The sequence below is a fragment of the Bacteroidota bacterium genome (assembly GCA_018831055.1).
Taxonomy (GTDB): Bacteria; Bacteroidota; Bacteroidia; order Bacteroidales; family B18-G4; genus M55B132.
On the sequence record JAHJRE010000110.1, the window covers coordinates 20417 to 36505 of the forward strand.

Annotated in this window: 10 protein-coding genes; 8 read left to right on the plus strand and 2 right to left on the minus strand. The window is 47.9% G+C overall.

Annotation, left to right across the window (positions count from 1 at the left end):
• The first annotated feature begins 302 nt into the window (after window positions 1-302).
• From KKA81_06940 to KKA81_06960, 5 genes are all read left to right on the plus strand, one after another.
• Window positions 303-2021, plus strand: a complete 1719-nt coding sequence (locus KKA81_06940; protein ID MBU2650651.1) for a helix-turn-helix domain-containing protein — start codon at window positions 303-305, stop codon at window positions 2019-2021.
• 188 nt (window positions 2022-2209) lie between these two features.
• Window positions 2210-3139 carry a cation diffusion facilitator family transporter gene (locus tag KKA81_06945; GenBank protein MBU2650652.1) on the plus strand — a complete coding sequence of 310 codons (930 nt, stop codon included), beginning with the start codon at window positions 2210-2212 and terminating at the stop codon, window positions 3137-3139.
• A 95-nt stretch (window positions 3140-3234) separates the two neighbouring features.
• Entirely contained in the window at window positions 3235-6915 is a 3681-nt protein-coding gene (gene purL, locus KKA81_06950; GenBank protein MBU2650653.1) for a phosphoribosylformylglycinamidine synthase, read from the plus strand.
• Between the two features lie 8 nt (window positions 6916-6923).
• Window positions 6924-7697, plus strand: a complete 774-nt coding sequence (locus tag KKA81_06955; protein ID MBU2650654.1) for an SDR family oxidoreductase — start codon at window positions 6924-6926, stop codon at window positions 7695-7697.
• A gap of 75 nt (window positions 7698-7772) precedes the next feature.
• Window positions 7773-9542, plus strand: a complete 1770-nt coding sequence (locus KKA81_06960) for a long-chain fatty acid--CoA ligase (protein ID MBU2650655.1) — start codon at window positions 7773-7775, stop codon at window positions 9540-9542.
• 133 nt (window positions 9543-9675) lie between these two features.
• Here KKA81_06960 and KKA81_06965 read toward each other — a convergent pair whose 3' ends face one another.
• Entirely contained in the window at window positions 9676-11109 is a 1434-nt protein-coding gene (locus tag KKA81_06965; GenBank protein MBU2650656.1) for a flotillin family protein, read from the minus strand.
• A gap of 18 nt (window positions 11110-11127) precedes the next feature.
• The gene (locus tag KKA81_06970) at window positions 11128-11718 is read right to left on the minus strand and encodes a hypothetical protein (GenBank protein MBU2650657.1); all 591 of its coding nucleotides are present in this window, start codon (window positions 11716-11718) and stop codon (window positions 11128-11130) included.
• Window positions 11719-11846: 128 nt separating this feature from the next.
• Between KKA81_06970 and KKA81_06975 the strand changes: the two genes are divergently transcribed.
• Genes KKA81_06975 through KKA81_06985 form a run of 3 tightly spaced genes read left to right on the plus strand, consistent with a single transcriptional unit; the run spans window position 11847 to window position 15997 of the window.
• The gene (locus tag KKA81_06975) at window positions 11847-12983 is read left to right on the plus strand and encodes a hypothetical protein (protein MBU2650658.1); all 1137 of its coding nucleotides are present in this window, start codon (window positions 11847-11849) and stop codon (window positions 12981-12983) included.
• Window positions 12984-13037: 54 nt separating this feature from the next.
• Window positions 13038-15110: a lantibiotic dehydratase family protein gene (locus KKA81_06980; GenBank protein MBU2650659.1), complete on the plus strand. Its 2073-nt coding sequence runs from the start codon at window positions 13038-13040 to the stop codon at window positions 15108-15110.
• Entirely contained in the window at window positions 15107-15997 is an 891-nt protein-coding gene (locus tag KKA81_06985; GenBank protein MBU2650660.1) for a thiopeptide-type bacteriocin biosynthesis protein, read from the plus strand. The genes KKA81_06980 and KKA81_06985 overlap by 4 nt, the downstream gene beginning before the upstream one ends.
• Window positions 15998-16089: the final 92 nt, after the last annotated feature.

The window sequence follows — 16089 nt, forward strand, 5'->3', positions numbered from 1 at the left end:
CCAATTATATGAAGTTATAAAAATATATCATTTTTTAGATTAAATCAAGATTTTTTTCATGGAATAGACTCTTTCAATAAGCCAAAAATTTCAAATAAAACTTTCTATTGCATTTCTGCTTAATCAGTAAAGACAGCCAACTCTATAAATAAGAACCAGAAAAATAACGTATAATGCAATCTAATGTGTACTACTGTGACTATTGTGGTAAAAAAACCTTAAACCAATCCCATAGTATTTATAACTTTGGCAAGATTGGTAAATCTTAACAACATTTGGGATCAAAAGAAAAATCTCAGAGTATGCTTAAAAGATTGTTGCACCTGTTAACCTTACTGCTTTTTGCTGGCATTCAAACGATTACATCTCAGAACAACACAGATGAAAGGCTATTCAGCCAACTTGATTCCCTGGAAGGGGAAGAGTTCAGGAAGAGTGTTGCTATTGTTCTTGACTCCATTTCCAGAATACCCGATTATCAATCTAAAAAAGCATACGTTAATTCTATCTTTACTATAACAGCTCAAAAGGATGAAATTGCACATATCCAGTCGTTGGTGCATACCGCCAGACTTACCGGCTCTTCCTCCAAAAAGCTTTTTGACAAGGCCTATCAAATTGCTTTCAAGCATAATCGTATCGACGATATGTGCCTTGTAGAACATGCCAGGGGATTGCATTATATAGCAGAAAAAAAGTTCGACTCCGCTATGATCCATATTCTCAGGTACCGGGATATGACCCCGGAAGATACTAAAGGCGAAGGCTACAGAAATATCATTAACCTCCTGGGAGATATTTATTACTATGCCGGATTGTATAACCAGGCAAGGGATATTTATTTTAACTTATACACACAATATAAAACAGATAATATCTGGAACTTCTACAGGCCATACGTTATGATGAACAATCTCGGACAAATTGCCCTGTACTCCGGCGATATGTCTGAAGCAAAAAAATGGTTTATCCAATCGCTTGAACGGGCAGACCAATATCTGCATACTTCCTACCGCAATAATACAATGGCCTATACGAGAATCAAACTTGCCGAAACAGAACTGGAATCGGGGAATCTGGACAGTGCCCGGATGCTGCTTGACGAAGTTGACAAATATCCTGAAACTACCCTTCATGAAGATGTTTTTCAGGAATATCTTTTCTGCAAAACAAAAATGCTGCTTGCTCAGGGAAAAGCAAACGAAGCCTTTAACACAGCCCATCTGCTGAAACCATCCGACTCTGTGTCATTTAACCAATATCGTTTTATTCCTGACATATATCTGCTGCTTTCGGATATTTACCTCCAGCAAAATGATTCTGCTTTGGCCTTTACGCATCTGCAGAAATATCAGAAAATCTCCGACTCCCTGCATAAAAGCGAAAACATCGCACAGTCAATGATTATCCTTGCCAACCGGAACCATGAACTTACCCGGAACGAACTGAAGTCAACAAAACAACGAAACCGGACACTCTACGGTGGACTGGTGGTTCTTTTAACCGTACTTCTCATTGTACTGTTCCAATACAGAAGCTTGTACCGGTCCAAACTTAAACTGGTCAGAAAATCGATGGAGAATATTGGTGGTTTTGATTTACCTGAATTGAAAAAGGAAGCAGAACAATTACAAAACCATACAAATGAAACTGATTTACAAGAACAAAGAAAACTAATCAATAGGTTACGGGAATACATGGAATCCCAAAAACCATATTTGGATCCCGGGCTTAATATCCAGGAAACGGCAAAACAATTAACCACCAACCGGACTTACTTATCACGAGCCATCAATACTCAACTGGGAACAACTTTTCCTAACTTCATCAACAACTACCGTATCCAGGAAGCCATCCGTCTCATCACGACCGGGTTTACCAAAAACCACACTCAGGAAGCACTCGCCAAAAGATCGGGCTTTGCCAGCCGCACAGTCTTTACCTCCGCCTTTAAAAAAATCACCGGAGTAGTACCCTCGTTCTTTATTGCAAAGTATAAAGATGTTGAGAGGGAAGGGTGAAAAATGGGGGCTGTGAGGCTGGGAGGCTGGGAGGCTGGGGGGCTGTGGATTTATCAGTGGGATATGGTATAATTATTAAAAAAGGTTACATAGGGTTCCCAGTCCCCAGCACCCCAGTCCCCAGTTTCCATTCCCCCTATACTTGCATCCTTTTTCATATTCCTTATCTTTGCACAAACATCACTTCCATGTCAAACCGTAACCGTCAGATCATAAGGGCATCCTGGGTAGGGGTGTGGGGTAATGCCCTGCTGTCGGTATTAAAGATATCTGTAGGTTTGATCGCCGGCAGCCTTGCTGTTGTCGGGGATGGAATTGATTCAGCAGGTGATATTATCGCATCCGTTATCACCCTGCTTACTGCACGGCTGATGTCGCGCCCACCCAATATGAAGTTCCCGTATGGTTACGAAAAAGCCGATGCTCTCGCTTCCAAAGTGCTTTCGTTTATCATGTTCTTTGCCGGTGCGCAGTTGGGGATATCTGCGGTGAGTGGCCTTATCCGCGGTGTGGAAAGGGAGATGCCCGCAATGTTCGCAATCTATGCGACCCTGATCTCAATAGCAGGAAAACTGTTGCTCTCCTGGCATCAGCACAGAGCAGGCAAAAAACTCGACAGCCCCATGCTCGTTGCCAACGGCAGAAATATGCAAAATGATGTAATCATCTCCGGGGCTGTTCTTGCAGGCTTGTTTTTTACCTTTTTTCTGAAACTTCCTGTTATCGATTCCATAACTGCCATCCTGGTCAGCCTCTGGATCATGTATGCTGCCTATGGCATTTTCATGAAAACCAATCCTGAACTTCTCGACGGAGTGCACGATGAAAAAATCTACGACGATGTTTTCAGGGTGATATCCTCCATCAAAGGAGTATATAATCCGCACCGGGCCAGGATTCGCAAAGTGGGGAACCAGTTCGTCATCGCCATCGATATCGAGGTCGATGGCAATAAAACCGTACACGAAGCCCACGATATTGCCCGCCAGGTTGAAGATGCTCTTAAGTCTTCCATTGCTAATGTGTACGACATCCTTGTCCACGTCGAACCCTATGGCAATATTGAGAAAGACGAGAAATACGGTGTCTCGGGAAAGGATATCCACGGGATATCCTGAACATTTTCTCATCCCAACCCCCGAATTTTCCATTATTATTACCCCAAACTCACGCACGTTTCTTAATTTTGCAGGGTAAAGCAAAACCGGTGCATATGATCGTTTTTTATAAAATCAAACAAGACAGGTTTTATGTCGTGGATGCCGAACGTGGCCTGAAACCGCAGGATTACGATAAACTTCAATGGCTTTTCCACAACGGGGAAGTGATCCCTGAGGATATCCTGGAAGGTGTTTTCATCGGCCCCAGGAAGGAAATGGTCACTCCCTGGAGCACTAACGCGGTTGAGATCACCCAGAATATGGGCATCAAAGGAATCCGGAGAATAGAGGAATTCCACCTCGCCACGGAACAGCATCTTCATTACGATCCTATGCTTCAGGCCGTTTATCACGGTCTGTCCCAAAACGTCTTCACCATCGATAAAAAACCGGATCCTGTCATGTTCATCGAAAAACCCGGTGATTTCAATGCAAAGGAAGGACTGGCCCTCAGCGAAGAGGAGATTGCATACCTGGAAAACCTTTCCCGCAAGCTCGGCCGGCATCTTACTGACAGCGAGGTCTATGGTTTTGCCCAGGTCAACAGCGAACACTGCCGCCACAAGATCTTTAACGGCACCTTTATCATCGATGGCAAGGAGATGCCCGTCTCCCTGTTCGACCTCATCAAAATGACGTCCAAAGCCAATCACAACCGGCTGGTTTCCGCATACAAAGACAATGTTGCATTTTTTGAGGGCCCCGTCATCGAGCAGTTTGCTCCGGCCCGGCAGGATATTCCCGATTTCTTCATCATCCGTGATATTGAAACGGTATTATCACTTAAGGCTGAAACCCATAATTTCCCGACAACCGTAGAGCCTTTTTACGGTGCTTCCACCGGCAGCGGAGGCGAGATCCGCGACCGCATGGCAGGAGGCAAGGCCAGCATCCCGCTGGCAGGAACTGCTGTTTACATGACCTCCTATCCTCGTCTGGCAGATGGCCGCATGTGGGAAAAATACACGCATCCACGCCCCTGGTTATATCAGACACCGGAAAGCATCCTCATCAAAGCCTCCAACGGTGCCAGCGACTTTGGGAACAAATTCGGGCAACCCCTCATCTGCGGCAGCCTGCTTACCTTTGAACACGGCGACGGCGTGTGGTACGGCTACGATAAAGTGATTATGCTGGCCGGCGGCATTGGTTTTGCCAGGAAGTCGGACAGCATGAAAGCCAAACCCGAAAAGGGAGACCTTATCATCGTGCTTGGCGGCGACAATTACCGCATCGGGATGGGCGGAGGCGCCGTATCATCCGTTGATACCGGGCAATACAGCAATACCATTGAGCTTAATGCCGTTCAGCGCGCCAACCCTGAAATGCAGAAAAGAGTTGCCAACGCTATTCGTGCCCTGGCCGAATCGGAAGAAAATCCCATCATAGCCATCCACGACCATGGCGCCGGCGGCCACCTCAACTGCATCTCAGAACTGGTGGAGGAAACAGGTGGAACCGTCGATACGGATAAACTACCCATCGGCGACCCTACCCTCTCCGCACGCGAAATAGCAGGAAATGAAAGCCAGGAACGAATGGGCCTCATCCTGAACAAAAAAGATTTCAAACTGCTGAAAGACATCGCGGAACGCGAACGCGCCCCGCTCTATGAAGCCGGTAAAGTCACCGGCGACCATAAACTGGTCTTTAAACAGAAAGATGGCAACACACCGATTAACCTCAACCTCGATGACTTTTTCGGGAAACCGCCCCGCACCATCCTGGAAGACAAATCTTTTTCCAATACCTTCGATGAGCCTGCATATAAGCAGGAGGACTTCCTGAAATACCTCGAAAGCCTGCTGCAAATGGAAGCTGTGGCTTGTAAAGACTGGCTTACCAATAAAGTCGACCGCTCCGTGACCGGCAAGGTAGCCAAACAGCAATGCACCGGAACCATACAGCTACCTCTGAACAACGTGGGTGTGGCGGCCCTCGACTATCGCGGTGTTAAAGGTATCGCTACTGCGATAGGCCATGCACCGGTGGCAGGACTGATCAATCCCGCTGCAGGCTCCGTTTTATCCGTGGCAGAAGCCCTTACCAACCTCGTCTGGGCACCCATCGAAGGTGGCCTGCAAGGTGTCTCCCTCAGCGCTAACTGGATGTGGCCGGCGAAAAACCATGGGGAGGATGCACGCCTCTTTAAAGCTGTGGAAGCCCTGAGCCGTTTTGCTATTGGCCTGGGTATCAATGTCCCGACAGGAAAAGATTCGCTTTCGATGACCCAGAAGTACCCTAACGGACAAAAGGTGATGGCTCCCGGCACGGTCATCGTCTCCGCCGTTGGTGAGGTTACTGACATCAAAAAGGTCATCAGCCCCTTCCTGGCTTTCGATTTTCATTCAACCATGTATTATGTGGATTTTTCAGGATGCGGCTTTGAGCTTGGTGGCAGCAGCTTCGCCCAACTCCTCGGTCAACCCGGCTCCCACACCCCGATGGTGAACGACCCGGCCTACTTTAAGAAAGCATTCAACACCATACAACAACTCATCAGCGACGGAATGATCCAGGCAGGACACGACATCTCTGCCGGGGGGCTCATCACTGCCATCCTGGAAATGGTCTTTCCTGTGAACGATATCGGACTGAAACTCGATTTCAGCGCAATGCCCGAAAAAGACCCGGTCCGTCTGTTTTTTAGCGAAAAACCGGGTGTTCTCATTCAGGTAAGCGATACCGCTGCCGTGGAAAAAGCGCTTAAAGGCAACGATATCCTTTTTTACAGGATAGGACAGACCACGGAAGAGAAAAAAGTGGCTATTCAAAACGGATGGGATCTTGATATCGACCATTACCGAGACGTATGGTACACAACGTCTTATTATTTCGACAGGAAGCAATCGGGGGAAAAGCTTGCCCTGGAACGTTTCAGCAACTATAAAAAGCAGGATCTGCGTTTCGACTTCCATAAATCCTTCAAAGGCAAGGCAAAGGATTACGGCATTGAACCGGGCCGCCGCAAGACCAGCGGCATCAGGGCTGCCATACTGCGTGAAAAAGGTGTGAATGGCGACCGGGAAATGGCTTATATGCTGCACCTTGCAGGATTCGATGTGAAGGATGTCCACATGACCGACCTTATCACCGGCAGGGAGACACTGGATGATGTGCATTTCATTGTTTATACCGGCGGATTCAGCAACTCCGACGTGCTGGGTTCGGCAAGGGGCTGGGCAGGCGCTTTCCTGTATAACCCCAGGGCCAAGGAAACCCTTGATCGCTACTATGCCCGGGAAGATACACTCAGCCTGGGCGTGTGCAACGGATGCCAGCTCATGACCGAACTGGGTCTCCTCTACCCCGATCACGAAGAACAACCCATAATGCATGCAAACGACTCAGGAAAGTTCGAATCGGCATTCCTGAATGTTGACATCAGGGAAAACAATTCCGTGCTCCTGAGTTCCCTTGCAGGATCCAGGCTTGGTATCTGGGTAGCCCACGGAGAAGGGAAGTTTGAGTTCCCCTATGATGAAGATAATTATTGTATTCCCATAAAGTATACCTATGAGGAATACCCGGGCAACCCCAACGGATCCGATTTCGCGGCAGCAGCCGTCTGTTCCAACGATGGCAGGCACCTCGCCATGATGCCGCACCTCGAACGGGCTTTCCTGCCCTGGCAATGGGCCTATTACCCGGAAAAACGAACCAGCGATGAAATCACCCCCTGGATGGAAGCTTTTGTTAACGCCAGGAAGTGGGTCAAAGAAAACCTCAAATAAACCCTTACATGCCGAAAATCACTCTCATCACCGGGGCAACAGCGGGCATAGGAGAAGCCTGCGCCCAAAAGTTCGCCACGGAAGGCCACAATCTCATCATTACCGGCAGGCGCCGGGATAGACTGGAAAAACTTTCTGCCGGCCTGGTAAAAACATACCAAATAAAAGTCTGTCCCCTGGTTTTTGATGTCAGAGATAAAAATGAAGTTTTTAAAGCCATTGATTCCCTCGATGAAGATTGGAAATCAATCGACATCCTGATCAACAACGCAGGATTATCGCAGGGACTTGACCCGGTGCAGGAAGGCAATCCCGACGACTGGGACACCATGATCGACACAAATGTAAAGGGTCTTTTATACGTTACCCGCGCAGTAGCCCCGCTCATGATGCAAAGAGGCCAGGGCCATATCATTAACATAGGTTCTATCGCCGGGAAGGAAGTATATCCTGGCGGTAATGTTTATTGTGCGACCAAACACGCTGTGGAAGCACTTTCCAAAAGCATGCGGCTTGATATGTTCCGTCATGGCATCAAAGTATCGCAGGTCTCACCGGGTGCCGTGGAAACAGAATTTTCCATGGTCAGGTTTAAAGGCGACCGGGAAAGGGCGAAAAAAGTATATGAAGGATATAAACCGCTGACCGCTGAAGATATTGCCGAAGTAACGTGGTTTATCGCTGCAGCTCCATCACACGTCAATATCCAGGATGTTCTCGTTATGCCCATGGCCCAGGCCAATTCTTCGACTTTTCATAAAAAGCAGACGAATATTCAATAAAAGGCTGGTTTTGTAAATTTTATTTTTTTATTACCTTTGCTCTCCCCTCACCGGGGATAACCAATTTTATTGCGTATGGAGGTAACTCGACTCTTTGACCTGTTGCCGTATCATAAAAATAAATTCCAGCCAAAAGACGATGTCCTGGCAGGAAAAGAAGACGGTGTATGGATCAAATACAGCATCGACCAGTATATCGAAGCAGCTGAAAACATCAGCTACGGCTTTCTGAAACTGGGAGTCCAAAAGGGCGACAAGATCGCTACCATTTCCAACAACAGGCCCGAATGGAATTTTCTGGATATGGGCATAGCCCAGACCGGCGCCATCCATGTACCGATCTACCCCACCATCAGCGAGGCCGATTACAAGTATATCCTGAATCATGCTGAGGTTAAATATGTTTTCGTTGCCGGTCAGGAACTGCTCAGGAAAATTGAGCATATCCTGCCTGAAGTCCCCAGTTTGAAAGGCTTATATACTTTCCGGCATATCGATACGGTTAAGCATCTGAAAGACCTGATCGACCTTGGCAAAGCCAATCCCGTACCCGAAAAGCTACAGGAAATACGCGATTCCATCAAACCCGACGATATAACTACCCTCATCTATACTTCCGGAACCACAGGAGTTCCCAAAGGAGTGATGCTGACGCACGCCAACCTTCTCAGCAATGTGGAAGGGGTTTACCGTATCTTTCCCCTTGATGAGACCTGCATCGGACTAAGTTATCTGCCGCTGTGCCATGTGTATGAGCGCATGAACATTTACACCTACCAGTATCTCGGTGTTTCCATTTATTATGCTGAAAACATGGGGACTATCGGCGATAACATCAGGGAAATATCCCCGCATATCCTTACCACCGTGCCGCGCCTCCTGGAAAAGGTTTATGACAAGATACTCGCCAAAGGGCGCAAACTGAAAGGAGTTAAGAGAAACATTTTCTTCTGGGCGGTTAACCTGGCTAATGCTTACGAACTCAAGGGAAAGAGCCCTTTTTACAGGATGCAGCTCGCCATTGCCGATAAACTGGTATTCAGCAAATGGAGGGAAGCGCTCGGAAACCGCATGAGAGTGATCGTATCTGGTGGAGCAGCATTACAGCCAAGGCTGGCCAGAATATACACCGCAGCCGGCATACCTGTCCTGGAAGGCTACGGACTGACAGAAACCTCACCGGTTATCGCCGTGAACAACTTCGACCCCGGCGGACAAAAATTCGGAACCGTCGGCCCTCCCTTGCATAACGTGCAGGTGAAAATAGGCGACGACGGAGAGATCCTGGCCAAAGGACCCAATGTCATGGTTGGCTATTACAAGGAACCCGAACTGACAAAGGAAGTCCTTACCCCCGACGGTTGGTTCCATACCGGCGATATGGGCATGATCGACGAAGACGGCCACCTGAAAATCACCGGAAGGAAAAAAGAGATCTTCAAGACTTCCCTCGGTAAATACATCAGCCCCCAGCTCCTGGAAAACCGTTTCAAAGAAAGTCCTTTCATCGATGCCGCAATGGTGGTCGGAGAACATCAGAAATATGCCGCTGCACTTATCGTACCCGATTTTGTCTACCTGCGCTCATGGTGCGGCGTGAAAGGGATCCCCTACACATCCGATGAGGATATGATCACCCACAAAGAGATCAAAGACCGCATCAAAAAAGAAATCGACCATTACAACTCCTTCTTCGGAACCACCGAAAAAGTGATGAGCCACGATATCCTCGGGAAAGAATGGTCGGTCGAGAACGGAGAACTAACCGCCAGCCTTAAACTCAGAAGAAACTTCATCCACGAAAAGTACAAAGAGAATATTGAGAGGCTTTTTGCGGGGAAATAACCTTGGGAGTGATAACGGTTTATTTCATGGAGGATTAACAAAGCGTTGCAGGGTGCAGGTTACAGGTTGCAAGTTGCAACCTGCCGCCTGCAACCTGCAACCTGAAATTAATCCTTCCCCATACTCAAATTCATCATTTTATATCCGCATCCTCTTCCCCTTTATCTTTCTGATGCCCGTTATTTTCACTTTTTTTCTCTTCTTCCTTCTTTCCCTTCAGATACTCCGGCAACTCCATTCCTGCCTGGCGGAACAGATCCTGCAAGGGTGGGATGGCGGTCATCAGGCTGGAGAAAAAATTGGCTGTGGCTGAAGTATGGCCGTCTTTACCGCTTGACATGGTATCCCAAACGGTAACCTTGTCGATCTTCAGGTTCTTAACAGCTTCCACCTGGGTTCTCACCAGCTCGGGCAGTTTGTCGGCAATCATCATCATTACCGCTTTCTGTGCATCCTTTTCAGCTGCCTGTACAAGTTCTTTAAATCCCTCCGCCTGTTTGTCAAGGATCTCGAATATCCCTTTTCCTTCCGCTTCCATCTTCATAAAAATGGCATCGGCATCTCCTCTGGCATGCCTGCGGGTTTGCTCCGCGATGGCCTCTGCAGCTATCTCCACCTTCTCCTTATCTATGATGGCAGGAACGATGATATCGGCTTTACGGGTAGCTTCCTCCCTTTTCGCACGGACGGTCTCGGCTTCTCTTTCTGCTGCGTATGCTTCTTCAAGGGCTTTGGCCTCGTTGACCTTTTCGGCGGCAACCGCAAGTCGTTCGGCTTCAGCTTCTTTCTCTCGACGCGTGGCATTGGAATTGGCAATTTGTATCTTGGCCGTATTCTCACCTTCCACAGCACTGGCATCAGCCTGTGATACCTTGATACGCTGGTCTTTCAGGGCATTCGCTTCACCAATGGATCCGTCACGGTTCTTCTCAGCCACACTCCGCTTTGCATCGTTGATAGCTTTGGCAGCCGCTTCCTTACCCAGAGCCTCTATATAACCCGATTCATCATTGATATCGGTCACATTCACGTTGATCAGCTTCAACCCTACTTTCTTCAGTTCCGCTTCCACATTCCTGGAAACAGCATCCAGGAAAAGATCGCGGTTGCTGTTGATCTCCTCAATGTCCATGGTGGCAACTACCAGACGAAGCTGTCCGAAAATAATATCCTTGGCCAGATTGCTGATGCTCTCCTGCGAAAGCCCCAGCAAACGCTCGGCAGCGTTCGACATAACACCTGCTTCCGTAGAGATCCCCACGGTAAAAATCGATGGAACATCAACCCGGATGTTCTGCTTGCTCAGCGCGCTGCGCAGATTGATCTCAATGGAAATCGGCGTCAGATCCAGGAACTCATAATCCTGGATGACCGGCCAGATAAAGGCTGCACCCCCATGGATGCACTTGGATGAACGGTACTCGGCAAGTCCTCCCCTGCCAATTTTTCCGTAAACAACCAGAATACGATCCGACGGACAACGCTTGTACCTCCTGAGAAAGGTTACGATCAGGATAAAAACAAAAAGTGCCGCAAGAATTACAATAATGACTAAATACTGTCCCATAAATATTTGATTTAAAGATTATCTGCTAACTTTCACCAACAATGCATCATCGTTGATCACCCCGGTGACCACAATCACCGATCCGGTAGGAATGCTTTCCGTTTCATCGGTGATGGCATCCAGCGTCTGGAAACCCTGAACGCGTATCTGCACCTTTCCCATCCCTTTCCTGGAAGGAGGAATGGTCAGGTAAACAGTACCGATTTTCCCCACTGCATTCTGCAGCTTCAGTGTCCCGTCTTCTCCAAGCTTTCCCAAATAATAGATCAGGGAAGCCATGATAAGCATCATCAGCAACCCTGCAAGCGAACTGATCAAAATGGTGAGTCCGAGCGACCATCCGGCCGACAAACAGAAAATACCCGTCCACCCGAATATGGTGAAAAAGGCCATGAGGTTCTTGATGCTGATGAACTGAAAACCGATGCCTTCATCGGTGCCAACCGTCATATCGGGATCTCCATCCGAGGCGGTTGCCTCAAAATCACCCCCGATAAACGTCATTACAAGCATGATCAGAAATATCAGGGTAAAGGGAAGGGCAATCAGCCAGTAAACCTTTTCCGCGGTTTCCATGGCTTGCCACCAGGTTTCAATGCTGAGTATCATGATGCAAGGGTTTTAATGAATGGGTAATAAAGATAAGGCAATTTTACCGTAAGTGAAGAAACAAAGTGTATTTTTATTCTGTTATCCGGAAAAAACCCTTGCATTACAGGAAATATGCAGACAGCCGTATGAAATATCCGCGTAATTCAACCTACCATGATTATGTCAGGATGGCGGCGGATTTTTTTATCCGCCACCCGGAGCTGCCCGGGCATCCCGGACTGATGACGGGAAATGCCGGTGTATGCCTCTTCCTGTTTCATGCTGCCAATTATCTTCAGGATGCAAAGCTTTACGACCATGCGGCAGACAGGCTGAACCGGGTTACCACTGCTGTCTGTAATAATATTTCGTTCACCGACGGTTTGCCGGGGATAGGATGGACTCTTGCTTTCCTGGCAAAGCGTGGATTTGTCAGGATAAACTCCACCGGTCTCCAATCCCTCTACGATGACCCGGTTATGGAGATCATGCTTAAAAACATGCATGAATCCGTTTATGAACTGCTGTATGGGTACCTGGGCTGCGGGGTCTACTTCCTGGAAAGAACAGATACGGATACAGGAAAAGAAGCCTTGCACAGGATAATCAGGCATCTGGCCGAAAATACCCCACCCGCTTCTGCCCTGCCGGGCATGGCACACGGCATTGCAGGTATCCTAAGCTTCCTGGCATCATGTTATAAGCACAACCTGAATCCTGAATCCTGCCGGGAGATAATGCATTCCCTCGTACCCCGTGTTAACGCGTTTGCGAAAAATTTTCCGGATTCCCCGGCCATACCCGGAAAACAAATTCCTGGAGACACATACCCCTACAACCCTTTCGGCTGGTGCCACGGGTTGGCAGGCATGGGCTGGGCGCTTTATAAGGCAGGATATGCAACCAAAAACAGGGAATGGATGTCTTATGCTTACTTTATCCTGAACAAACTCAGGAACTTGCTTCAAAAAAACGGGGAAATGCTTCCGGAATGCGGACTTTGTCACGGACAAGCAGGCGTTGCGCATATATTCAGGAAACTTTACCTTCATACCAAATCCAAAACTCATCTTCAATTTTCCCGTTATTGGCTCGAAAAATCATTGAAATGCCCCGCAGAACAAGCCATCGCTGATGACGGGGAATGCCCGTGTGAAAACGGCATATGGGAAGGAATACCCTATGGACTGCTCACCGGGCCGGCCGGCAATGGTCTTGCCTGCCTTACTGTTATAAACAAAAATATGGAACCTGGTTGGGATGAATGCTTACTAATCGGCTGATTTTCACAGAAAATCGGTCGTGGCTAAAACATTACTATTTGAACCAACCGGAAAATGAACGAGAAGACCATTCGTCCCTTCGGGGATATTGTAGTGAGAATTCCGCGTTTGCCCCTGCAAGTGGCGGAAGACCTGCTGAACGGAAACATTTCGGAAGAGAAGATCAAATCTTATCTCCTTGACCAGGATGTGCTGGAAGCTATCGGATCCGCTTCAGCCTCCCTGAAATCTTCATTGGTGAAATGGCTCAATGGCCAGCCACTTCCTGATAAAAAGCGAAACTCGCTGCTGTTTAAAAGCATGCAATACCTGATCCGCATGTCATCGCGCCCTACCCCTTTCGGATTGATGACCGGACTGACCACAGGATGCTGGTCTGATGAAAATATCATCGAGTTCAATGGCAAGGAAAGGATTGATTCCCGCCCTGATATGCAATTCTGCCGCCATCTGGCCGGGGTCCTGGAAACATCGGAAGACGGGGAGAACCTGAAGTTTTTCCCTAACAGCAGTATATACAGGGTTTTTGAAGAGCTGAGGTTCTTCAGAGCAGGAAAATCCGGTAAAACGACGAAGCTACATTCAATCGAAGATCCCGGAATCCTTGAAAAACTGGCTGAATTTTGCAGGAAAGGCAAAACCAAAGCGGAGATCAGACAGTTTTGGGATTCCGGTCACAAAGGTACTTTTTTCCCTGAGGGTTTTCCGGAGGATCTGTTTCGCATGGGATTCCTGGTTCCGGAACTGGAGCCTAATGTATGCGGGCAAACGTATTACACCAGGATCAACGGATATATGAAGAAGGGATTTCCTGCATCCTGTAATATTCGCAAATCAGGACACCTTCATACCAGTCTTGTCATGGAAAATAAGCGCTGTGAGGCAGATATGAACCTGATCCCGGAAATTGTCTCTGCCATCAAGGTAATGCTGCAGCTTTTTCCAAAAAAGCCTTCCTCATTCCTGCAAAATTTCATCACATCATTCCGGCAAAACTACGGAAACAGTGAGATACCGCTGATGCGGGCCCTGGATCCCGAAACAGGGATCATCATCCCTGCTCCGATGCCATTCGGCGATTCAATATTGAAAGTCAATGACTCAGAATTATCTGGCCGGCAATCCGTTACGCTCGACCGGACGGACCTTTTCCTGCTGAAGAAAATCCAGGAATCGTGGATAAAACAGCTTCCAACTATACATATAAGAGCAGGTGAGCTGCCCTGTCTGGATGATTTTGCCGGGTTATCCCCTACGTTCAATGTTCTGTTCAGTATTGTCGAGGTCCCGGGGAACACCCTGATCCACCTGCATGGCATCGGAGGCTTTTCCGCTTGCCATCTCCTGAGCAGGTTCGGTCATGCCGATCCGCATATTCGCAGCATCCTGGAAAAAATAACCGGGAAAGAAAAAGCGCCGGACGGAGCCATAGCGGCAGAAATAGTATTTTGTCCGCCGGGCAGGGAGGCAGACCTATGCGTCAGACCCGAACTCAGGGAATATGAGATCCCGGTTATGACACATTCCTGTAAAGATGAACTGCACAGGATATACCCGGCCGATCTGCTGCTTTGCCTCCGTAACGGTGAGCTTGTCCTGAAATCCGCTAAACTCAACAGGTATATCATACCTTATGCAAGCCATACCCTCAATTTCCAAAATTACGATCTCCCGTTGCACCGACTGCTGTGTGAACTGCAAACGCAATACCTTGGGGGTGGAATGCTCTTCGACTGGGGTGCCCTGAGCAGGCTGTTTCCGGTACTGCCGAGAGTGATGACGGGTAGCACCATCCTCATGCCCGCCTCCTGGCGCTTTCATGATGATGATATCTCAAGGTTCTTCAGCATCCACGACAAGGAAGAACTGAAAAAATCCATCACCCGTTGGCGCTACCGTTTCAGGATTCCGGCTAAGGTCGTTTGGTCGGCAAATGACCAGGAACTGCTGCTAAACCTGAATTCTTTTGCCGGTATTGAGCTATTCCTAAGGCTTAGCAAAAACAGCCGGGAAATACTCCTGAAGGAATTTCTGATGGGAGGCTCACATCTCGTGAAAGGCAATAAGGGATATCACCTTCATGAAATCATTGCTCCGTTTTATCTTGAAGGGAAAGAGAGAAAATGAAAAGAGGACAATTCTATATCCCCGGTGATACCTGGATATATTACAAGATATATTTAATGCCCGGTTTGTCGGATCCCTTCCTGGTCAGGGTGATGTATCCCTTATTATGCAGGTTTTACCAGGAAAAGAAGATCAGATTGTGGTACTTTATCCGTTATACGGATCCGGATTTCCATCTGCGGATACGGATCCGGCTGGAGTCAACTGACTACCTTACGCCGGTATTGAAAGCCGTCAGGAAGGAATTGTACCCATGGCTCCAAAAGGGTAAAATTAAAAATGTACAACTTGATACCTATCAACGCGAATACGACCGTTATGGCTCCCACACCATCCAGTGGTTTGAAGAGCTTTTCTTCCACGACAGCATTGCCATAGCCATGCTTTTAACAAACCTCGACCTCGACAATGACCATGAACAGGACATGCGCTGGCTCTCGGCCATCAAATCAACCGACCGCTACCTTAACGACTTCGGGCTATCCTTCGAAACACGCAAAAACTTCCTGTATCAACTTTTCAGTAAGCTCTCGGACGAAATGCCCGGATACAGCGATTTCATCCATCGTATCAGTCTGCGCTTCCGGGTAAACCGGAAACAACTGGAAAGGGTGATGTATTCGAACGAAAAAAACGAACGGATCAATATTTTCGACGAACGCAGCCGCAACAACCGGGATGCCGTGAAACATATACTGACACATGAAAGCCGTAAACGGCTGGAGGTACCCCTGCCGCGACTGATAGCCAGCATATTGCACCTCTCACTGAACAGACTCTTTGCCACGCATCAGCACCTCAACGAACTCGCCACCTATGTGCTGCTGTTCAGGTATTATAAGGCGAAGCTGGGGAGGGAGAAGTATGATAAGGGTTATAAGTTATGAGTTATGAGTTATTTTACATTTTAAAGTAACTGAAGTTTCGCATTAAAATATTGCTATTGTTTTTTGTACCCACCCCCTGGCCCCCTCCCTGC